This window comes from Plantactinospora sp. A48 (assembly GCF_055793945.1).
Genome location: NZ_JBTIXF010000089.1, coordinates 1 through 20,324 on the forward strand (window position 1 = coordinate 1; position 20,324 = coordinate 20,324).

Annotated in this window: 17 protein-coding genes and 1 pseudogene; 9 read left to right on the forward strand and 9 right to left on the reverse strand. The window is 72.5% G+C overall.

Annotated features, from left to right (window positions below; genetic code table 11):
• Positions 1-135: 135 nt before the first annotated feature.
• On the reverse strand, positions 136-1,605 hold the full coding sequence (gene thrS / locus ACXN5W_RS28275) for a threonine--tRNA ligase (RefSeq protein ID WP_473161449.1): 1,470 nt from the start codon (positions 1,603-1,605) through the stop codon (positions 136-138).
• Between the two features lie 541 nt (positions 1,606-2,146).
• Here thrS and ACXN5W_RS28280 point away from each other — a divergent pair.
• The gene (locus ACXN5W_RS28280; RefSeq protein WP_473161433.1) at positions 2,147-2,821 is read left to right on the forward strand and encodes a DedA family protein; all 675 of its coding nucleotides are present in this window, start codon (positions 2,147-2,149) and stop codon (positions 2,819-2,821) included.
• Here ACXN5W_RS28280 and ACXN5W_RS28285 read toward each other — a convergent pair.
• Complete coding sequence (locus tag ACXN5W_RS28285) at positions 2,799-4,202, reverse strand: NAD(P)H-quinone dehydrogenase (RefSeq protein WP_473161434.1); 1,404 nt, start codon at positions 4,200-4,202, stop codon at positions 2,799-2,801. The genes ACXN5W_RS28280 and ACXN5W_RS28285 overlap by 23 nt on opposite strands.
• A gap of 107 nt (positions 4,203-4,309) precedes the next feature.
• Here ACXN5W_RS28285 and ACXN5W_RS28290 point away from each other — a divergent pair, with 107 nt between their 5' ends.
• From ACXN5W_RS28290 to ACXN5W_RS28300, 3 genes and pseudogenes are all read left to right on the forward strand, one after another.
• Complete coding sequence (locus tag ACXN5W_RS28290; RefSeq protein ID WP_473161435.1) at positions 4,310-4,765, forward strand: gamma-glutamylcyclotransferase; 456 nt, start codon at positions 4,310-4,312, stop codon at positions 4,763-4,765.
• A gap of 11 nt (positions 4,766-4,776) precedes the next feature.
• Complete coding sequence (locus ACXN5W_RS28295) at positions 4,777-5,451, forward strand: nucleotidyltransferase domain-containing protein (protein WP_473161436.1); 675 nt, start codon at positions 4,777-4,779, stop codon at positions 5,449-5,451.
• Positions 5,452-5,502: 51 nt separating this feature from the next.
• Positions 5,503-6,027: pseudogene (locus tag ACXN5W_RS28300) on the forward strand (nucleotidyltransferase domain-containing protein); the annotation flags it as partial.
• Here ACXN5W_RS28300 and ACXN5W_RS28305 read toward each other — a convergent pair.
• Complete coding sequence (locus ACXN5W_RS28305; RefSeq protein ID WP_473161437.1) at positions 6,012-6,497, reverse strand: MarR family transcriptional regulator; 486 nt, start codon at positions 6,495-6,497, stop codon at positions 6,012-6,014. The pseudogene ACXN5W_RS28300 and the gene ACXN5W_RS28305 overlap by 16 nt on opposite strands.
• A 68-nt stretch (positions 6,498-6,565) precedes the next feature.
• Between ACXN5W_RS28305 and ACXN5W_RS28310 the strand changes: the two genes are divergently transcribed.
• Positions 6,566-6,952 carry a tautomerase family protein gene (locus ACXN5W_RS28310; protein WP_473161438.1) on the forward strand — a complete coding sequence of 129 codons (387 nt, stop codon included), beginning with the start codon at positions 6,566-6,568 and terminating at the stop codon, positions 6,950-6,952.
• Between the two features lie 63 nt (positions 6,953-7,015).
• Here the strand turns inward: ACXN5W_RS28310 and ACXN5W_RS28315 are convergent, their stop codons facing one another.
• The 3 genes from ACXN5W_RS28315 to ACXN5W_RS28325 form a co-directional block, all read right to left on the reverse strand.
• On the reverse strand, positions 7,016-7,990 hold the full coding sequence (locus ACXN5W_RS28315) for a GNAT family N-acetyltransferase (RefSeq protein ID WP_473161439.1): 975 nt from the start codon (positions 7,988-7,990) through the stop codon (positions 7,016-7,018).
• 146 nt (positions 7,991-8,136) lie between these two features.
• The gene (locus tag ACXN5W_RS28320; RefSeq protein ID WP_473161440.1) at positions 8,137-9,195 is read right to left on the reverse strand and encodes a hypothetical protein; all 1,059 of its coding nucleotides are present in this window, start codon (positions 9,193-9,195) and stop codon (positions 8,137-8,139) included.
• Positions 9,196-9,207: 12 nt separating this feature from the next.
• Positions 9,208-9,840 (reverse strand): MBL fold metallo-hydrolase, encoded by a 633-nt coding sequence (locus tag ACXN5W_RS28325; protein ID WP_473161441.1) that lies wholly within the window; start codon positions 9,838-9,840, stop codon positions 9,208-9,210.
• A 127-nt stretch (positions 9,841-9,967) separates the two neighbouring features.
• On the opposite strand from ACXN5W_RS28325, the gene ACXN5W_RS28330 reads away from it, so the two are divergent.
• Complete coding sequence (locus ACXN5W_RS28330; protein ID WP_473161442.1) at positions 9,968-10,975, forward strand: DUF4349 domain-containing protein; 1,008 nt, start codon at positions 9,968-9,970, stop codon at positions 10,973-10,975.
• Positions 10,976-11,075: 100 nt separating this feature from the next.
• Here ACXN5W_RS28330 and ACXN5W_RS28335 read toward each other — a convergent pair whose 3' ends face one another.
• Together ACXN5W_RS28335 and ACXN5W_RS28340 are read right to left on the reverse strand one after the other, a co-directional pair.
• Positions 11,076-12,332 (reverse strand): amidohydrolase, encoded by a 1,257-nt coding sequence (locus ACXN5W_RS28335; protein ID WP_473161443.1) that lies wholly within the window; start codon positions 12,330-12,332, stop codon positions 11,076-11,078.
• A 546-nt stretch (positions 12,333-12,878) separates the two neighbouring features.
• Positions 12,879-14,462: an acyl-CoA mutase large subunit family protein gene (locus ACXN5W_RS28340; RefSeq protein ID WP_473161444.1), complete on the reverse strand. Its 1,584-nt coding sequence runs from the start codon at positions 14,460-14,462 to the stop codon at positions 12,879-12,881.
• 318 nt (positions 14,463-14,780) lie between these two features.
• On the opposite strand from ACXN5W_RS28340, the gene ACXN5W_RS28345 reads away from it, so the two are divergent.
• Together ACXN5W_RS28345 and ACXN5W_RS28350 are read left to right on the forward strand one after the other, a co-directional pair.
• Positions 14,781-16,946, forward strand: a complete 2,166-nt coding sequence (locus tag ACXN5W_RS28345; protein WP_473161445.1) for a serine/threonine-protein kinase — start codon at positions 14,781-14,783, stop codon at positions 16,944-16,946.
• A 92-nt stretch (positions 16,947-17,038) separates the two neighbouring features.
• Entirely contained in the window at positions 17,039-18,745 is a 1,707-nt protein-coding gene (locus tag ACXN5W_RS28350; protein ID WP_473161446.1) for a phospho-sugar mutase, read from the forward strand.
• A 126-nt stretch (positions 18,746-18,871) separates the two neighbouring features.
• On the opposite strand, the gene ACXN5W_RS28355 is transcribed toward ACXN5W_RS28350, so the two are convergent.
• Entirely contained in the window at positions 18,872-19,552 is a 681-nt protein-coding gene (locus ACXN5W_RS28355; RefSeq protein ID WP_473161447.1) for a GOLPH3/VPS74 family protein, read from the reverse strand.
• Positions 19,553-19,711: 159 nt separating this feature from the next.
• Here ACXN5W_RS28355 and ACXN5W_RS28360 point away from each other — a divergent pair, with 159 nt between their 5' ends.
• Entirely contained in the window at positions 19,712-20,200 is a 489-nt protein-coding gene (locus ACXN5W_RS28360) for an NUDIX hydrolase (protein WP_473161448.1), read from the forward strand.
• The last annotated feature ends 124 nt before the right edge of the window (positions 20,201-20,324 follow it).

The following is a 20,324-nucleotide window of genomic DNA, read 5'->3' on the forward strand; positions in this document are numbered from 1 at the left end:
CACCATCCGTTGCCCTCCGCCGCCGAATGTTTTGGGACCTACAGGAAGCGGGCAGGGTAGAGCCCCCCTTCCCCCGCCTTCGCCAGGCGCCCGTGCCCATTCCCCGCGCGGCCCGAAGCCCGGCGCGGTGGCCCCTCAGCGCACGGGCAGCAGGTCGGCGGACCGGGTGGCGACGACGTCCGCGATCAGTGACCGCGCGGCCCCGGCCGGCATGGCCGGCAGGGTACGGCCACCGCGCAGCCGCAGCGCGACCTCGCCGGCCGCGACCTCACGCTCGCCGAGCAGGACCAGGTACGGGATCCGGGTGGCGGCGGCCCGCCTGATCCGGTTGCCGAGCGAGCCGTCGGCGGCCACCTCCACCCGCAGGCCCGCCCCGATCCACTCCCGGGCCAGGTCCTCGGCGGCACCCCGCTGGTCCGGTGCCACCGGCAGCACGACCGCCTGCACCGGGGCGTACCAGGCCGGGAAGGCTCCGGCGTGCTCCTCGATCAGGTACGCGAACAGCCGCTCCATGCTGCCGAGGAGGCTGCGATGAACCATCACCGGCCGCCGCGCCGCCCCGCTCGCGTCGGTGTACGACAGGTCGAACCGCTCCGGCTTGTCGAAGTCGAGCTGGATGGTGGAGATGGTCCACTCCCGGTCGGCGGCGTCCCGTACCTGGATGTCGATCTTCGGGCCGTAGAAGGCCGCCTCGTCCGGTGCCTCGACGTGGTCGAGCCCGTCCAGCGCCCCGCGCAGCAGGTCCTCGGCGCGCTGCCACATCTCGTCGTCTCCGACGTACCTTCCCGCCGGACCGCGCACCGACAGCCGCAACCCGGCCGGTCGGATCCCGAGCGCCGAGTGCGCCTCGCGGATCAGGCCCAGCACCTCCCGCACCTCCCGGTCGACCTGCTCCAGGGCGCAGAAGGTGTGCGCGTCGTTCAGCCAGATGGCCCGTACCCGGCTCAGTCCGCCGAGCACCCCGGACCGTTCGGCGCGGTACATCCCGCCCAGCTCGGCCACCCGCAGCGGCAGCTCCCGGTAGGACCGCCCGCGCGCCCGGTAGACCAGTGCGTGGTGTGGGCAGAGCGCCGGCCGCAGCAGCAGCTCGTCGTCGGCCGACATCCGCATTCCCGGGAACATGTCGTCGGCGAAGTAGCCCAGGTGCCCGGACAGCTCGAACAGCTCCCGGCGGCCCAGCGGGGGCGAGTAGACGTGCTGGTAGCCGGCCTGGCGCTCCAGTTCCCGGACGTACTCCTCGATGGCGTGCCGGACGGCGGCGCCGGCCGGGAGCCAGATCGGCAGGCCCGCGCCGATCAGCGGATCGGAATGGAACAGGCCCAGCTCGCGGCCCAACTTCCGGTGGTCGACCATCGTGCTCTCCTCGCTCGGGTACGCCCCGGGGCGCCGGCGGCGGCCGGACGGCGGACGCCGGTTCCGCTGCGGTGAGGTCGATGCCGGATGCACGACGAAGCCCCGGAGCGGATCGCCCCGGGGCCGGTGGTGACGGAACGCGTCAGCGCGGCACGCCGGGGTTTCCCGGCGTCGTCGTGGAAAGTGCCATGGCCGCTGCTCGCATGGCCGAGACGGTAACGCGGGCCGGCGCCGACCGACAACCGGATTCATCCGGCCCCGGCAGTTCGCCGACGACACGTTGAGTGACGATGACAGCGAACATCACGCCCCTAACATTCCGTAGTCCTCCGGAGGCTCGTCCACCGCCTCTGCACCTGGACGGGCGGCAGCTGGTGCTCACTTTTGGTGAGCAAATTTCCCGGACAACTGTTCGGTGACCCGGTGGAGGCAGGTGGGCACCGCGCCAGCGGTGGGCAGGAGGCGGACATCACCAGCCTCGGGCCACCATCGGGGTCGCGGCGGCGCGACCAGCCATGTTCCATTGAATCGACACGGGCACAGTGAAAACACCGGAGCCCGGTGGATCGCGACAGATCAGGGAGGCGTTCATGGGGGTCGACGCACTCACTGGGCTTACCCCAAGGCCGTTTGTGAACGGGCCGCCGGCACGGGACCTGCCGACGGCCCGCGGCGCGTACGCGACGTCGGGAACGGGGGACCCGAGGTCGTCAAGCGCCACCACAACGGTACGCCGGTTGGCGCCGCGCCGGTGCCCCGGTCCGTTGGCGGACGAGCACCCCGGCGGCCGGCCGTGATCGAACTCCTGAGCACGGTGACCGCGCCGGTCTACACGTACCTGTTCCTGCTCGCGCTCCTGGCCGCGGACGCCTTCGTGCCGGTGGTCCCGACCCAGGCGGTGATGATCACAGCCGGCGCCCTCACCGTGTACGGGCAGCTCAGCCTGCCGCTCACCATCGGTACCGGCGCGCTCGGCGTGCTGGTCGGGGACCTCTGCTGCTATCAGCTCGGCCGGCTGCGCCCCCGGGGTGACGACGTCGGTCACGTACCCCGCCACGCCCGCCAGGGCCGGACCGCCCGGCTGGCCGGCAACCTCCGTCGACCCGGGCCGCTGGTCCTGCTGGTGTGCCGGTTCGTTCCCGGCGGTCGGATGACGGCCTGCTACCACGCCGGCCGGATGCGTTACCCGTACCGGCTCTTCCTCGCGTACGAGGCGGTGGCCGCGCTCGGCTGGGCCGGCTACGGCGGGCTGATCGGCCACCTCGGTGGCTCGGCGATGGCCGGCTCCGGGTGGCGGCTGGCGTTGGTCGCCACGGCGGCGGCCGGCTCCTTCGGCCTGGTCGGCCTGGGGCTCGCCCGGATCGGCGCGGCCCGCCTCGACCGGCTCGCCGCCCGAGCCGAGGCCGGCCGGGCGACGTCGCGGGACGACACACCCCAGCCGGGGGCTATTCCAGACCGTGCAGCATGAGCTGGCGGGCCGCCTCGGCGATCGAACCGGACAGCGACGGGTAGATGGTGATCGTCTGCGCCAGCTGGTCGACGGTCAGGTTGTTCTCCACCGCCATGGTGATCGGCAGGATCAGCTCGCTGGCCTTGGGCGCCACCACCACGCCGCCGATCACCTGCCCGCTCGCCGGACGGCAGAACAGTTTGACGAAGCCGTCCACCATGTCGGCCATCTTGGCCCGCGGGTTGCCGGCCAGCGGCAGCATCACCTGCCGGGCCGGGGTCCGGCCCGAGTCGACCTCGTCCTGCGAGACGCCGACCGTGGCCAGTTCCGGATCGGTGAAGACGTTCGCGGCCACCGTACGCAGCCGCAGCGGCCGAACCGCCTCGCCCATGGCGTGCCACATCGCGATCCGGCCCTGCATCGCCGCGACGCTGGCCAGGGCCAGCACCCCGGTGCAGTCACCCGCGGCGTAGACGCCGGGCACGTTGGTCCGGGACACCCGGTCGACGGTCACGTAGCCGCCCCGGCCGACCTCCACGCCGTACTCGGCCAGCCCGAGGTCGGCGGTGTTCGGCACCGAACCGACCGTGATCAGCGCGTGCGACCCGGAGATCACCTGCCCGTCCCCGAGCTCCACCTCGACACCGTCACCGATCCGGCGTACGGCGTTGGCCCGCGAGTTGTTCAGGATCGTCATGCCGCGCGACCGGAACACCTTCTCGATCGCCGTCGCCGCGTCCGGGTCCTCGTGCGGCATCACCCGGTCCCGGCTGGACACCAGCGTGACGTCCACCCCCATCGCCAGGTAGGCGCTGGCGAACTCGGCGCCGGTGACGCCGGAGCCGATCACCACCAACCGCTCCGGCAGCTCGGGCAGGTCGTACACCTGCCGCCAGGTGAGGATGCGCTCACCGTCCGGTACGGCGGTGGGCAGCACCCGGGGGGTGGCGCCGGTGGCGATCAGCACGGTGCCGGCGTCGATCGGGTACGGCGAGCCGCCGTCGCCCGGGGTCACCAGCACCCGGTGGGTGTGCCCGAGGGTGTCCTCGCCGAGCCGGGCCGAACCGGACACGAACGTCACACCGGCCTTGAGCAGCTTGGCGTGGATGTCGGCGGACTGCGCCAGAGCGAGCCGCTTCACCCGCTGGTAGACGGCCCGGGCGTCGACCGTCACCGCCTCCAGGCCGTCGGAATGTACGCCGAACTCCTCGGTGTCCCGGTATCCGGTGACCACCTCCGAGCTGGCGATGAAGGTCTTCGACGGGACGCAGTCGGACAGCACGCAGGCGCCGCCGGCACCGTCCGCTTCCACGACGGTGACGTCGGCGTCGAGTTGGGCGGCGACCAGCGCGGCCTCGTAACCGGCCGGCCCTCCGCCGATGACCACGATGCGGCTCACAGCGTCCGCCCTCCGTAACTGATCACAGCGACTTTCTTCTCTCGTTCCCGTCCGACACGCACGGTCGTTATTCTCCCCCACCGGCCAACCCGGCTAAGGTTCTCGCCGTGCGTCTATACGCCGCGTACGGCTCAAACCTCGACCCCGCCCGGATGTTGGCCTACTGCCCCCATTCGCCGATGGTGGGTACCGGCTGGCTGGAGGGCTGGCGACTCACCTTCGCCGGCGACGGGGTGCTCGGCTGGGAGGGCGCGGTGACCACCGTGGTCGAGTCCCCCGGCGACCGGGTGTTCGTCGCGCTCTACGACGTCCACCCCGGGGACGCCAGCCAGCTTGACGATATCGAAGGCGTCACCGCCGGCACGTACCGCAAGCTACATGTGCGCGTGGTCACGCTGGACGGCGACCAGACCGCCTGGATCTACGTCTTCGACGGGTACGAGGGTGGCCTACCCACCTCGTGGTACCTCTCGGAGATCGCCAAGGCCGCCGAGAAGGCCGGCGCCCCGGACGACTACGTCACCGCGCTGCGCGAACGCCCGACCGGTACGGCCACCACCTGACCGCCCCCGACGTGATCGAGCTTGTCGAGCGGCATACCGCCCTCGCCGTCGTGGTCGGGTCGCGGGCGTACGGGTTGCACGGCCCGGATTCCGACCACGACCGGCGTGGGGTGTACGTGGCGCCGACCCGCGCGTTCTGGTCCCTGGACAAACCGCCCACCCACCTGGACGGGCCGGCGGCGGAACAGTTCTCCTGGGAGTTCGAACGCTTCTGCGTGCTCGCCCTGCAGGGCAACCCGACGGTGCTGGAGGTGCTCTGGTCGCCGCTGATCGAGACGAGCACCGCGGACGGGGAACGGTTGCTGTCCGCCCGGCGGGCGTTCCTGTCCCGGCGGGTGGCCGACACGTACGGCAACTACGCCCGGGACCAGTTGGCGCGAGTGGCGGCCCGCCGTGCGCGTACCGGCGAGACGAATCACAAGCAGGCCATGCACATGATCCGGCTGCTGGTCGCCGGGGCGCACGTGCTGCGTACCGGGGAGGTCCTGGTGGGGGTGGGGCACCTGCGCGACCGGTTGCTCGCGGTGCGCCGTGGTGAGCTGCCCTGGGACGCGGTGGCCGGCTGGGCGACGGACCTGCTCGCCGAGCTGGCCGACGCGGCCACCACCACCGCGCTGCCCGAACAACCCGACCGGCCCGCCGTGGACCGGCTCCTGGCCGCCGTACGAGAAGGGAACCTCGGGTGACCACCGACATGCCGGCCTGGGCCGCCGAGGCCGCCCGGGCGCTGCCCCGTCGCCAAACTGTTGATCACCCGCAACGGGTACGCCCTGGAGCAGTTGCTGTCGCCGCTGGTGGTCGTGACCACCCCCGTACACGCCGAACTCGTGTCCCTGGCCCCGCGCCTGATCACCCGGCAGCACGCGCACCACTACCTCGGCTTCGCGGCCGGTCAGGAGCGGTTGTCCGCCCGGACCGGGCAGCTCAAGCCCGCCCTGTACACGCTGCGGGTCCTGCTCACCGGGATCCACCTGATGCGCACCGGGCGTCTCGAGACCAACCTCGGAGTGCTCGGGGCCGGGCTGGCGTACGTACCGGACCTCATCGCCGCCAAGCGGGAGGCCGAGCACGGACCGCTTCCCGCCGGCACCACCGAACGCCTCGGCACCGACGTGCCGCGGCTGCGTGCCGAGTTGGAAGCTGCCCGGGACGCCTCCTCGCTACCCGACCGCCCGGACCCGGCGGCGGTGGACGCGTTGCACGAGCTGATCGTGCGTACCCGCCTGGCTCAGCTGGGCGCCGTGGATCAGCGCGGGTCCTGAGCGCGCTCCGGTGCCGTCTGTCGGGCCGCCGAGGCGGCTGACTCGTACCTGAGCAGGGTGTCGACGAACATGCGTTGTTGCGCCGGGCTCAGCGGCGCGAGGGCGTGTCGCCACGCGTGGGCGCCCGGCGACAGCCATTCCGCGATGGCGGGACGGCTCTCGGGGCTGATGTCGATGATGCGCCGGCGGCGGTCGGTGTCGTCCTCGCGCCGCACCAGGACCCCTTTGCGGCTCAGGTCGCTCACCATCAGGCTCACCGTGGTCGGTGCCACCTCCAGCAGCCCGGCGAGCTGGGAGACGGTCAGCGGACCGTCGAGCAGGAGCAGGGACAGCATCGACAGGTGCCTCGGGGCCAGATCGAGTGACCGTAGCTGTTCCGGCAGGGGCAGGCGTTTGATCCTGCCGACCAACCTCGGCATCACCAGGAGCAACTCCCGGACGGTGTCGTCCGTGGTGCCAGGCGTTGACATCCGTCCACCCTCCAAATACCTTTGCAGTCAAAGATGATTTGCGATCAAACTGGTTTACGGAGGATGGTATGCCCCACCTCAGCGTCCACGCGCTGGAGAGCGACCTGGCCGGTCGGGAAACCGCACTGATCGGGAAGTTGAGCGACGCCGTCGTCGCCGTCTACGGAGAATGGGCCCGGAGCATCGTGGTCGTGCGGTTGATCGGCCTGGCCGCCAACCGCTGGGGAATCGGCGGCGAACCGGCACAGGCGCCCTCGCCCAGCGTCACGTTCGGCATCCGGGAGGCCGCGTTCAGCCGACCCGACGCCGACGAGATCGTCACCCGCCTCGTCGCGGGCGTCACCGATGCCATCGTCGACGTACTGGGGGAACGGGTCCGAGCTGGCCTGACCGTCGAACTCGTCGGCACCCCGGCCGGGCGGACCGGCATCGGCGGAGTCGTCGTCACATCCTGACCGGCTGTTCGGCTCCGCCGGGCCGTTCCGCTCCGCCGGGCCGGTTGGCTCCTTCGGGGAGATTCAGTGAGCCGGGTCGACCGTCCGGGAGAAGATGTCCGCCTCCATCTCGGGCGTCATGCCCACCGAGCGATACAACCGGGCAGCCTCGGTCGGGTTGCTCAGGTCGACCCCGAGCCCGGCGTACGTCCGGCCCTTTGCCGCGTACCCGGTGAATGCCCGCCACAGCAGCGCGGCGCCGACCCCGCGCCGGCGGTGTTCACGCAGCACCCCCAGCCGCTTGATCCAGCCTTCGTTCTGCTCCAACGCCTGGTCGGCGGACTGCAACGCGCCGGCCGGCTGTCCGTCCACCTCGGCCACGAACCACTCGTCCCAGGTCACGCTGGGCAGCGCGGCGAGTTCCGCCCGCCAACGCTCGTAGGTGACGGTCCGGTGATCCGGGACGTCCCGGAAGGCGGCCTCCAGGATCGTGTGCAGCCGGCGAAGGTCGTCCTCGTCCGCCGGGTCCACGGTCCGGATCATGAGCCCGGCCGGCAGCGGGGGCGGTTCGGCCGGTAGGTCCGCGAGGGACCGCCGCATCCGGGCGTTCCGCTTCACGAAGGTGAACCCCGCGGCCTCCAGGATCGCGATCCAGGTGTGTTCCGAGGGGATCGCGCCGGCCCGGACGGTCATCCGGTCGTGCCCCAGCTCGACGGCCCGTTCGGCGATCCGGTCCAACTGGCGGTGCAGCAGCGGGGCCAGGGCCGGATGGCCGCCGTCCGGGTGCGCGTACACCTCGACGAATTCCTCCGGGCCGCCGTCGCCAGCCTCCAGGTAGGCCCAGCCGACGATCGTCCCGGCCGGGTCGATGGCCAGCCAGGAGTTCCGTTCCGGCTCCGCGCCGGGCGCGGTCAGCGCCTCTTGTACGTCGAAACTGGTGAATTCCGGTTGCCCGGTCGCCGCGATGCAGCTGGCCTGGACCACGGCGAGGATCGCGGCCAGGTCGTCGAGCCGAGGACGGCGGGTGGTCCAGCCGGCGGGGAGTTCCACACGGCACATTGAACCGGTCCAGGGCGTCGGCCGCCGCTGATTATCCGACAGCCGACCAGCCTTATCCGACAGCCGACCCGCCGCAACGCCAACCGGGGCGCGTTAATTAAGAAGGGGCCCTTGCTATACAAAAAGCGATAAGAAGGTGCCCTTCCTTACGTCTCGGCGTCGAGGGATTCGATGGCTGCCTCCACCTCGCCGGCTCGGCGGCGGGCGGCCGTGACGGCCCGCTCGGCGCCCTTGCGGGCAAGTTTGCGTCGGCCGAGTTCGCTCTCGGCCGCGACCCGCCGCCGTTCCAGCTCGGCGAGCTGTGCCACCGCCTCGGCCAGCTCGGCCGCACCGGACCGCTCGTCGGCCGTCGCCCGCCGCACCTCCGCCTCGGCCCGGTCCAGGTCCCGACGGGCCGTCGACAGCTCCCGGGTCAGCGCCCGGCGCTGCCGGGCCAGCTCGGCCGACCGGCGACGTTCCGCCGCGGCACGATCCCGGGCCGCCTGATCCTGCGCCCCGCGATCCTGCGCCCCGCGATCCTGCGCCGGCCGATCTCCGGCGGCGTGATCCTCCGCGGCCCGGTCCGCTGCCGTCCGGTCCGCTGCCGTCCGGTCCCCGGCCGTCCGGCGGGAGTTCCGCCCGGTGGCTGAGGGTCCCGATCCGGCAGTGCGGCCGGGTCTCTCGGGTTCGCCGGCCGCCGGCTCGGGGTCCCCGGTGACCAGTCGGAGTTGTGGCCGGGGCACCTCGCCGAAGCCCGCGTAGCTGGTGGCCCGCACCAGCCGGCCGGACCGGACCAGCTCGGCGGTGTCGACGTCGGACAGCGCCGCCGTGAGCGTCGCCTCGACCTCGGCCAGTGGCAGCTTCGCCGCGGCCACCCCCGGATCGGCCGCCACGGCCAGCGACCGGGCCTCGACGACGAGCGCGGCGACCACGTCCCGGCGGCGCGCGGACAGCTCCCGCAACTGCGCGCCGCGCAGGTCCCGCTGGGCCGAACGCAGTTCACCAGCCAGTTCGACCAGCTCACCGACCAGCTCGGGCCGGCGCAGCGCCAGCAGGTTCACCAGCCAGGCCGCCACGGTCGGCTTGCGCAGCCCGGCGATCTCCCGCGCGGTGGCCGGATCACCCGCGGCCCGGGCCGCGGCCACGGCCTCGGCCCGGGTGGCGACGAAGCGGTCCGGCGGGGCGGCGTAGAGCCGCTCGACCAGATCGGCGGGGACCTGCGGCATCGTCCGGCCGGCTCAGTCGGGCATGACCGAGCCGGGTTCCAGCCGGGCGTAATCGCAGCGCGCCAGCCGGGCCAGGTTCGCGTTGGTGAAGGTGAGCCCGGCCTCGTTGAGCAGGCCGTCGTGCAGCGCGTACGCCCGGCGCGGCGCGACCGCGCGGACGAAGTCCACCGCCTCGGAGAGCTTCAGCCAGGGCGCGTGGATGGGGACGAACAGGGTGTCGACCGGGGTGTCCTCGGGCGCCACCAGCGCGTCGCCGGGATGGTAGACCCGGTCACCCAGCAGATATCCCAGGTTCACCAGGCGCGGGATGTCCGGGTGGATGATCGCGTGCTGCCCGCCGTACGCCCGGACCGGCACACCCGCGGCGGTGAACGAGTCGCCGGCGGCGACCGGGGTGGCGTCCACGCCCGCACCGTCCAGCTTCGCCAGCACGCTGGGGTGCCCGTACGCGGCCAGTCCCGGCCGGCGCCCGGCCGCCGCGGTGATCGCGTCGACGTCCAGGTGGTCGGGGTGCTCGTGGGTGATGAGCACGGCGTCCGCGCCGTCCAACGCGGCCGGCTCGGCGAACAGGCCCGGGTCGACGACCAGCACCCCGCCGTCGTGCTCGATCCGCAGGCAGGCGTGGGCGTACTTGGTCAACCGCATCGTGCCTCCTCAGCAACTGGAATCCCGGCGCTACCGAATCGTGACGTCCTGGGCCGAGTCTGCCGGAACGGGAAGGCCGCCGCGAGCCGTCTGAGCCGACAACGAACACCGGACGAGGGAGGACATCATGCGGGGGACCAGCCGACGCCGGGTCGCGGCGCTGGGCGTTCTGGGACTGGCCGCGGCGCTGGTCGTCGGGGGCTGCGGTTCGGACGGGAACTCCAACTCGCAGGATTCGTCCGCGGTCGCACCGGCCGAGGGCGGCGCCGGCAAGGTGGGCAACGGCGCCAAGGCGGATGTCGGTGAGCAGCCCGCCGACGCCGGCGCAGGCGCGGGTCAGGTCGATCTCCGGGCGCCGCAGCGGGCGATCATCTACACCGGCTCGATGACCGTGCGGGTCAGGGACGACATCGACTCCGTGGCGGCCCGCGCCACCACGATCGTCACCGGCACCGGTGGCTATGTGGGCGGCGACCAGCGGTCCCGTGCCGGTGACGAGTCGCGGGCCACCCTGCAACTGCGGGTACCCGCCGAGCGGTTCCAACGGGTGGTCGACGACCTGGCCCGGCTGGGTGAGCCGGAGCGGCGGGAACTGAACACCCAGGACGTCACCGAGGAGACCGTCGACCTGGACGCCCGGATCACCACCCAGCGGGCCCGGGTGAGCAGTGGTCGACGCCTGCTGGCGCAGGCCAAGAGCCTGTCGGACCTCGTGACGCTGGAGAACGAGGTGGCCAAGCGGGAGTCGGACCTCGCGTCGCTGGAGGCCAAGCAGCGCCGGCTGGCCGACCTGACCGCGCTGTCCACCATCACGCTGGAACTGCTCAGCGCCCAGGCGGCCCCCGCGCACAAGGACGGCGACAGCGGGTTCCTGGCCGGCTTCGCCGGTGGCTGGTCGGCGTTGCGGACCCTGGGTGTGGTGGTGCTGACCGTGCTGGGCGCGCTGCTGCCGTTCGCGATCGCGCTCGGCCTGCCCGTACTGCTGGTCTGGTGGCTGGTCCGGCGCCGTCGCCGGAACGTGCCAGCCGCCCCGCTCGGGCCGGCCGCCCCGCTCGGGCCGACGGCCCCGCTCGTGCCGGCCGCCCGGACCCCCTCCCCCACCGAAACTCCCACCCCTGCCGAACCCTCCCGCTGATCCTCTTCTCGATCAAGGCGTCCGCGTCACCGGAAGCGTTTCCGGTGACGCGGACGCCTTGAACGAGGCGGCAGGGCTGGGCGGGGACAGCGGGTTGGGGTCAGGTCGCGGGCATGGCCTTCAGGGCCGTCATCACCAGCAGCCGGACGCCGGCGGTGATGGCCTGCTCGTCCACGTCGAAGGTGGCCCGGTGCAGGTCGGCGTTGGCCGTGGTGCGTCCGACACCCAGCCGGGCCAGGGCACCCGGGACGTACTCGAGGTACCAGGAGAAGTCCTCGCCGCCCATGCTCTGCGGTGTCTCCGCGATGCCGGCCTGACCCAGCGCGGCGGCCGTCGCGGCGGTGAGCACACCGATGGCGCGGGCGTCGTTGATCACCGGCGGGCGACCCCGGAGGTACTCGATGTCCACGGTGGCACCGGTGGGTGCGATGACATCCCGGACCACCTGGGCGACGATCTTGGGCGCCTGGTCCCAGGTGTCCCGGTCCAGCACCCGCAGCGTGCCCGAGGCGCTCGCCTCGGTGGGGATGACGTTGTACCGGGTGCCGGCCGTGGCATGGCCGAACACCAGCAGCAGGCCGCTGTTCGCCGGAACCCGGCGGCTGACCAGCGAGGGCACCTCGGTGACCAGCCGGCCCAGCGCGTCCACCAGGTCCACCGTCAGGTGTGGCCGGGCGGTGTGTCCCCCGGGACCGGTCAACTTCACGGTGACGTTGTCGGCCGCCGCCGTGATCGGACCCACCCGCAGTCCGACCTTGCCGACCGGCAGGCTCGGGTCACAGTGGACCGCGAAGATCTGGCTGACGTCCTCCAGCCCACCTGCCTCGATGACCTCCAGCGAGCCGCACGGCAGGATCTCCTCGGCCGGCTGGAAGATCAGCCGGACCCGGCCGGGGAGCTGGCCCCGTTCGGCGAGCCGGGCCAACAGCATGCCGACCCCGAGCAGCACCGTGGTGTGGACGTCGTGCCCGCAGGCGTGGCAGACCCCCTCGACCGTCGACCGGTACGGGACGTCCTTGGCGTCGGTGAGCGGCAGGGCGTCGATGTCGGCCCGCAGCGCCACCACCGGTCCGTCCGGGCGACCGTCGATGTCACAGATCACCCCGTTGCCCTTGGGTAGCAGCCGGGGCGAGAGGCCCGCCTGGGCCAGCTCGCGGGCGACCAGCGCGGCCGTCTCGAACTCCTGCCCGGACAGCTCGGGGTGGGCGTGGATGAAGCGACGGGTGGCGATCAGATCCGGTACCCGCAGCGCGAGTAGCTGATCAAGGTCGAGCGGCAGCGGCTGGGCGCCCGGCGGCGGTTCCGGCCAGGACGACGCCAGTGGACTGCTCATGGGCAGGGTCAACGCACTCGTCACGTCGCAATCTCGATTACTGGAGACGGAAGGATCATCGGGCACAACAGCAGACAGCCTAGACCTCCGACGGTGACGCTGCGCAACCTCGTTCCGGTAGCGGTCGGACCGCACAGCGTCACGTAAGCCCTGGTGGGTACGCTCGGAGGCGCGGGAAACAGCACGTGGCTCACGTTCTGGCGCCGACACCTGTCTCACACCTCCTACAAAGCGTAACCATATTGCCGGTCACGGGGGTCGCTCCGAGGCAAGGAACATCGGTACCGTCTGTCCGATTTCCGGCATCGTCCGGCAACAGCACGGACCAGCGGGACGACCTCGGTCCACTTCCGGCACCGTCGCACGACCTGGGTGGAAGATGCCGCACAGGGTGTCCGGGCCCGCTCGTTCCGCACCCTTGCCGAATCACCGGTTTGGCGTACCCGCAAACCACCCCGGCACACCCGACTGGCCGCCGCGGGGTGTCCGGGCCGGATCAGACCGGCCCGATCAGGACCGGTCGGGTCAGGACCGGCCCGGTCAGGACCGGTCGGGTCAGGACCGGCCGGGTCAGAACTGGTCGGTGGGCCGGTACGTCCCCCAGGTCTCGCGCAGCGTCCCGCACACCTCACCCACGGTCGCCCGGGCGCGCAGCGCCGCCTTCATCGGGTACAGCACGTTGTCCCGGCCCTCGGCCGCCGACCGCAGTTCGGCCAGGGCCCGCCGGACGGCCTCGGCGTCCCGCTCGGAGCGCAGCCGGGCCAGCCGCTCGGCCTGGGCCGCCTCGATCGTCGGGTCGACCCGCAGCGGCTCGTACGGCTCGTCGGTGTCGACGGTGAACCGGTTGAGGCCGACCACCACCCGCTCGCCGGAATCGATCTCCTGGGCCACCCGGTACGCCGAGGTCTCGATCTCCCGCTTCTGGAAGCCGGCCTCGATCGCCTCGACTGCCGAGCCGTACCCGGCGACCCGGTCCAGCAGCTCCCGCACCCCGGCCTCGATCTCGTCGGTCATCGCCTCCACCACGTACGACCCGGCGAACGGGTCGACCGTGGCCGTGAGGTCTGTCTCGTACGCGAGCACCTGCTGGGTCCGCAGCGCGAGCCGGGCCGCCTTCTCGGTGGGCAGCGCGATGGCCTCGTCGAAGCTGTTCGTGTGCAACGACTGGGTGCCGCCGAGCACCGCGCCGAGCCCCTGTACCGCGACCCGGACGAGGTTCACCTCCGGCTGCTGGGCGGTCAACTGCACGCCCGCGGTCTGGGTGTGGAAGCGCAGCATCCAGGATTTCGGATCGGTGGCGCCGAACTCGTCCCGCATCAGGTGGGCCCAGATCCGCCGGGCCGCCCGGAACTTCGCCACCTCCTCCAGCAACGTCGTACGGGCCACGAAGAAGAACGACAGTCGCGGCGCGAAATCGTCGATGGCGAGGCCCGCGGCGAGCGCCGTGCGGACGTATTCGATCCCGTTGGCCAGGGTGAATGCGATCTCCTGCACGGGCGTCGCGCCGGCCTCGGCCATGTGGTAGCCGGAAATGGAGATGGTGTTCCACTTCGGCACCTCCTTGCGGCAGTACGCGAAGGTGTCGGCCACCAGCCGCAGCGAGGGTTTCGGCGGGAAGATGTACGTCCCCCGGGCGATGTACTCCTTCAGGATGTCGTTCTGGATCGTGCCCTTCAGCGCCGTACCGGGCACCCCGGACTCCTCGGCCACGAGCTGGTAGAGCAGCAGCAGCAGCGAGCCCGGCGCGTTGATCGTCATCGAGGTGGAGACCTGGTCCAGGGGGATGCCGTCGAACAGCAGCCGCATGTCGTCGATGGAGTCGATCGCCACGCCCACCTTGCCGACCTCGCCGTGCGCGATCGGGTCGTCCGAGTCGTACCCCATCTGGGTGGGCAGGTCGAAGGCGACCGACAGGCCCATGGTGCCGGCCCGCAGGAGCTGGTGGTAGCGCGCGTTCGACTCGGTGGCGGTGCCGAAGCCGGCGTACTGGCGCATCGTCCACGGCCGGGAGGTGTACATGGTCGGGTAGACGCCCCGGGTGTACGGGAACTCACCCGGGCCACCGAGCCGGTCGGCCAGTCCGGGTGACACGTCCTCCGCGCCGTACACCGGCTCGATGGGGAAACCGGACTCACTTAACGGCCGTTCGCTCATCTCCGGATGGTATGACCTGCCGGGGAACGACCGGTCGTGGGATCCGCCACGCCCGGGGCCCACACACCCGGCGGAGGCACCGGGCCCGGTCCCTCCGCCGTGGCGCCCGGAACCGCGACCGGGAGGCGCAACCGAGGGTACGGATGACGGGCGAGGCGTCACCCGACCGTGACACCCGCGACCGCGCCGGGTGGCGGTACCGACACTTTCCGCGTTGTTTTCTGGAAACCGGGTGGGGGCGACTTTTGCTCGCGGGTACGGACCGCGCAAGATAGGGAGGTTGTGTCCCAGCCCCTCCGATTTTCCGGTGGCTCTCCTGTGACTCAGATCCCGACGTGGAACAGCCCTTCGGCCAATCCTCTCAGCGGACGTACGGCACCCGGCACCACAATCGGGGGCCGCTACGCGCTGCGTGCGGCCGTCGGCCACGGTGGCATGGGAACAGTCTGGCGGGCCGCCGACACCCTGCTGCGGCGTGACGTCGCGGTCAAGGAGGTCGTCCTGCCGCCGGGCCTGGCGCCCAGCGACCGGGACGCCATGTACGAGCGCACCCTGCGGGAGGCTCGGGCCGCCGCCGCGTTGCAGCATCCGGCGGTCGTCCAGGTCTACGACGTGGTACACGAGGCCGGCCGGCCGTGGATCGTGATGGAACTGCTGGACGCCCGCAGCCTGGCCGACATGGTCATCGAGGACGGGCCGCTGGCACCGCGGGCGGTCGCCAAGATCGGCATCGCCCTGCTGGGCGCGCTGGAGGTGGCGCACGCGATCGGCGTGCTGCACCGGGACGTGAAGCCGGCCAACGTGCTGATCTGCGCCGACGGCCGGTGCGTGCTCACCGACTTCGGGGTGGCCCGGATGCCCACCGACGTCCAGCTCACCACCCCCGGCATGGTCCTCGGCTCGCCACACTTCATCAGCCCGGAACGGGCCATGGGCCAGGAGTTCGGGCCGCCCAGCGACCTGTTCTCGCTCGGCGTCACGCTCTACACGGCGGTGGAGGGACGGCCGCCGTTCGACAAGGGTGACCCGATCGAGACCATGCACGCCGTGGTCGAGGACCCGCCCGCGCCCCCGGTCCGGTCCGGCCCGCTGGCCCGGGTGCTGTCCGGGCTGCTGGAGAAGGATCCCGCCCGTCGGCTCGACGTCGCGGACTCCCGCGCCATGCTGCGCGAACTGCTCGCCGGCCCACTGGCCAGCAGGGCCAGCGGGCACACGGTGACCGACCCGTACGCGGTGGTGTCGAGCGCCGTCACCGCCGCCCGTCCGCCGGCCGACACGCCCACGCCCAGTGGTCAGATCGGGGGGCGGGCGATGCTCGCCCCCGGCGAGTCGCTCACCGACCGGCTGGCGGCGCTGCGCCGCTCCGGCGGCAAGGCGGCGGGCGGCATCGCGGCCGGCGCGGCGGGCGGCGTCCCGGGCGGCACGGCCGGCGGCGCGTCGCCGGCCACCGCTGGTGCCCGGGGGTCGGCCGCCGGTGGCGCCAACCGGGACGCCGCCGGCCTGACCACCACTGCCCTACCGGCCGCCGGCACCGCCGCCCGGACCACCAGCGCAGCGGCGGGGTCGGGTTGGGACCAGGCCACCGGCCAGGTACCCGGGTCCGCCGACTCGGCGGCCGACCGGACGGTACCGGTCAACGCGGGCGGCTGGTCCGGCGGCGGACCGGCCGATCGGACCGCGCCGATCCCCAGCAGTTGGGCGGCGGCCGGCGCCCCGGACCGGACCGCCGTGGCCGGTCCGCTGCCCGGTGCCGGCGCCCCGGGCTGGTCCTCGAACGGTCCGGCCTGGTCCGGCGCCGCCCCGACCGGCACGGTGTGGGGCGGCGGATCCCCCGCCCCGAAGACCGGGTCCGGGCTGCGGAGCAAGGGCGTCGAACTGATCGGCGTGGTACGCGCCTGGCCGCGCAAGATCCAGCTCGCCGCGGCCGGCGGCGTGGCCCTGGTGCTGCTGCTGGGCATCGTGGCCCTGTGGCCGGACGGCGACAAGCCCCCGCCGGTCCCCCAGGCCGGCGGGCCGACGGGCGCCGCCGAACCGGCCTTCGAAACGCAGCACTACCAGGACCGGGGCCTGTCGGTGAACGTACCGAAGGGCTGGACCCGGACCGCCGCCGGGGTGTGGGTCGACTACACCGACCCGCAGGACAAGGGCCGCAAGGTCCGGATCCTGGTGGAGGACTTCCGGAACGTCTCGGTGGACCACTGGGCGCAGGTCGCCGAGGGCAACCTGAAGAAGCCGACGTCGAAGTCGTGCCCCAAGCCGTACACCCGGGTGGACCTGACCGAGACCGAGCTGGCCGGGGAGACGGCCGCGCAGCTCGAATACACCTGCGGCGACGGTGACACCAAGCGGCACGGCGTGTGGCGCGGGTTGGCCAAGAACGACAAGATCTACTCGTTCTACCTCACCACCACCGACACGACCTTCGCGGACAGCAAACCGATCTTCGAGGAGATGGTCCGTTCCTTCCAGTTGGTGAACTCCTGACCGGTTCCACCTGGCCAGATCACGGGTTCCACCCGGCCGGATCACCGGGGCGAGCCGGGCCCTCGGGCCGTTCCCGTGCTATCAACAACCGCATGACGGCGGAGACCAACGAGATCGACGAGCTGCTCGACCAGGCCACGACCTGGCTGGTCGAGGATCCCGACCCGGCCACCCGGACCGAGTTGGAGGGGCTGATCGCCGCGCTGCCCGACAGCCGGCCGGAGCTGGCCGACCGGTTCGCCGGGCCACTGACCTTCGGCACGGCCGGGCTGCGCGGACCGTTGCGCGCCGGCCCCAACGGGATGAACCTCGCCGTGGTCACCCGGGCCGCCGCCGGGCTCGTCGGCTGGCTCGCCGACCGGGCCGCCCAGGGACCCCTCGTCATCGGGTACGACGCCCGGCACGGCTCGCGGGAGTTCGCCGAGCGGACCGCCCGGGTGGCCACCGGTGCCGGCCGACCGGCCCTGCTGCTGCCCCGGCCACTGCCCACGCCGGTGCTGGCGTACGCGGTCCGGGCCCTGGACGCCGCCGCCGGGGTGATGGTCACGGCCAGCCACAATCCGCCGCAGGACAACGGGTACAAGGTCTACCTCGGCGCCGAGCTGGGCGGGTCGCGAGGGGCCGGCGCCCAGATCGTGCCGCCGGCCGACGCGGAGATCGAGGCCGCGATCCGCGCCGTCGGGCCACTCACCGAGGTGCCGCTGGGCGAGCCGGGTGAGCTGCTGGGCACCGGGATCGTCACCGGATATGTCGAGCGGGCCGCGACCGTGGTGGCGCCCGGCGGGCCGCGCGCGCTGTCCGTGGCGTACACCCCGCTGCACGGCGTCGGCGCCCCGGTGCTGGCGGCGGCCTTCGTCGCCGCCGGTTTCCGGGCGCCGGACGTGGTGGACGAGCAGGCCGATCCCGATCCCGACTTCCCGACCGTGGCGTTCCCCAACCCGGAGGAACCGGGCGCCACCGACCTGCTCATCACGCTGGCCGAGGCGACCGGCGCCGACATCGCGATCGCCAACGATCCGGACGCCGACCGGTGTGCCGTCGCCATCCCCGGGACCGCCGACCCCGACCCCGACGCGTCCGGGCCGCGCTGGCGGATGCTGCGCGGTGACGAGGTGGGCGTCCTGCTGGCCGACCACCTGACGCGCCGGGGCGTACGCGGGCTGTACGCCACCACCATCGTCTCCTCGTCGCTGCTGCGGGCGCTGTGCGCGGCCCGGGAGGTGCCGTACGACGAGACGCTCACCGGATTCAAGTGGATCGTCCGGGCCGGCGGCTCAGCCGGACCCGGCGGCTCGGAGCCGCTGGTGTTCGGCTACGAGGAGGCGCTCGGTTACTGCGTGGCGCCCGAGCTGGTCCGGGACAAGGACGGCATCACGGCCGCGCTGCTGATCGCTGAGCTGGCCGCCGAGCTGCGCGCCGAGGGGCGCAGCCTGGCCGACCGGCTGGACGAGCTGGCCACCGAGTTCGGCGTCCACCAGACCGACCAGCTCTCGGTACGGGTCGACGACCTGCGGGAGATCGCCGAGGCGATGACCCGGATCCGGACGGTCACCCCCGACACGCTGCTCGGGACGCCGGTCACCGCCGTCGAGGACCTGCTGCCCGGGGCGGACGTGCTGATCCTGCGTACCCGGACCGCCCGGGTGGTGATCCGGCCGTCCGGCACCGAGCCGAAGCTCAAGGCGTACCTGGAGGTGGTGGAGCCGGTCACGGACGGCGACCTTCCGGCGGCCCGGACCCGCGCGGCGACCGCCGTGGCCACCCTGCGCACGGAGGTCGCCACCGCCCTCGGCCGGTAAGGAAGGGCACCTTGTTATCGCTTTTCGTATAGCAGGGGTCCCCTGTTAACGGCGCTGGCGCTCGCGCGACCGGCGAGGGCCGCCGCCGTTCGGTCCGGCGCCGGCCGGCAAGCCGCTGCCGTTCGGTTACGCTCGGCTACCAAGGGCGGCGTCGATGGCTCGGGTGAGCGCCTCGACCACCAGCGCGACCGACGGGCGCACGTTGGAGTCGTCCAGGCTCGCCGCGCCGCCGAAGCCGGCCCCCGCGGCGATCTCCGCCAACCGCCGGCGTACGTCGGCGGCCGCCGGGCCGTCCAGGCCGAGCCGGGGTTCCATCCGGACCGCCGCCACCAGGGTGGCCAGTGCCGCCGTCCGCTCGTCCGGCACCTGTTCGCCGGTGAGTACGGCGGCCAGCCGGTGCCGGATCTCCGCCTCGACCGAGGCGTCGACCGACGGATAGCGATGGACGTGTACGAAGCCTTCCATCGCGGTCTCGTCCACGTCCCGCATCACGCCCTGACCGCACAGGTCGGCCAGGATCCGGTCGCGCAGCCCGTGCCGCAGCCGCTGCACCCAGGAGGCCGGGGTGTGCGGGGTGTCGGCCGTGACCCGGGCCAGGATCTCGTCGGCGATCGGCTCGCCGGTCGGGGTCGGGTCGGTCACCACTATCGATCCGTCGTCGAAGGCGATCCGGTTCGCCAGGGCCAGGTCCACCAGCACCGCCGCGGCCATCCCCAGGTCCAGCCCGATGCGCGATCCGACCGCCTTGCCGGACTTGTCGTCATAGGCGAGCAGCAGCAGCTCTTCGGCCAGCGCAACAGCAGTCATGGCCCGGAACGCTAGCCGCTCCACGCACGTCGCGCATGCGGCCCGCCGACCCGTCCCCGGGTCGGGCCCGGGTCGGGCCCGGGTCGGGCCCGGGTCGGGCCCGGGTCGGGCCCGGGTCGGGCCCGCAGGGCGCCGGGTCGAGCCCCATAGGGTGGTCGGGTGCGGGCCATCATCGCCACCCTCGGCTACGTCCTGTCCCCGGACCATCGCAAGGTGCTGCTGCTGCGCCGGGACCGCCGTCCCGACGACCTGCACTTCGGCTACCACAACGGGCTGGGCGGCAAGCTCGAACCGGGCGAGGACGTGATGGCCGGGATGCGCCGCGAGATCCGCGAGGAGTCCGGCCTTGAGGCCCGTACGCTGGAACTCGCCGGCACGATCTCCTGGCCCGGCTTCGGACGGGACGGCGAGAACTGGTTCGGCTTCATCTTCCGGATCCCGCAGTGGTCCGGCCAGCCGTACGCGGAATGCCCGGAGGGCACCCTGATCTGGACCGACCTCGCGGACGTGCTGGCGGGTCGGGTCGCGATGTGGCCGAGCGACCGGCACTTCCTGCCGTTGGTCTTCGCCGAACGCCCGACCGTGTTCCACGGCGTCATCCCGTTCGCCCACGGAGTGGCCCTCGACTGGCACTACACAACAACTTGATCCCGCCAACAGACTCCCCCCCCCACGGATTCCCCCCGCCCGCCCGGCTCCACACCCCGGTTGATCATGAAGTTAGCGGGCGGATTGGAGATCAATCCGTCCGCTAACTTCATGATCAACCGGG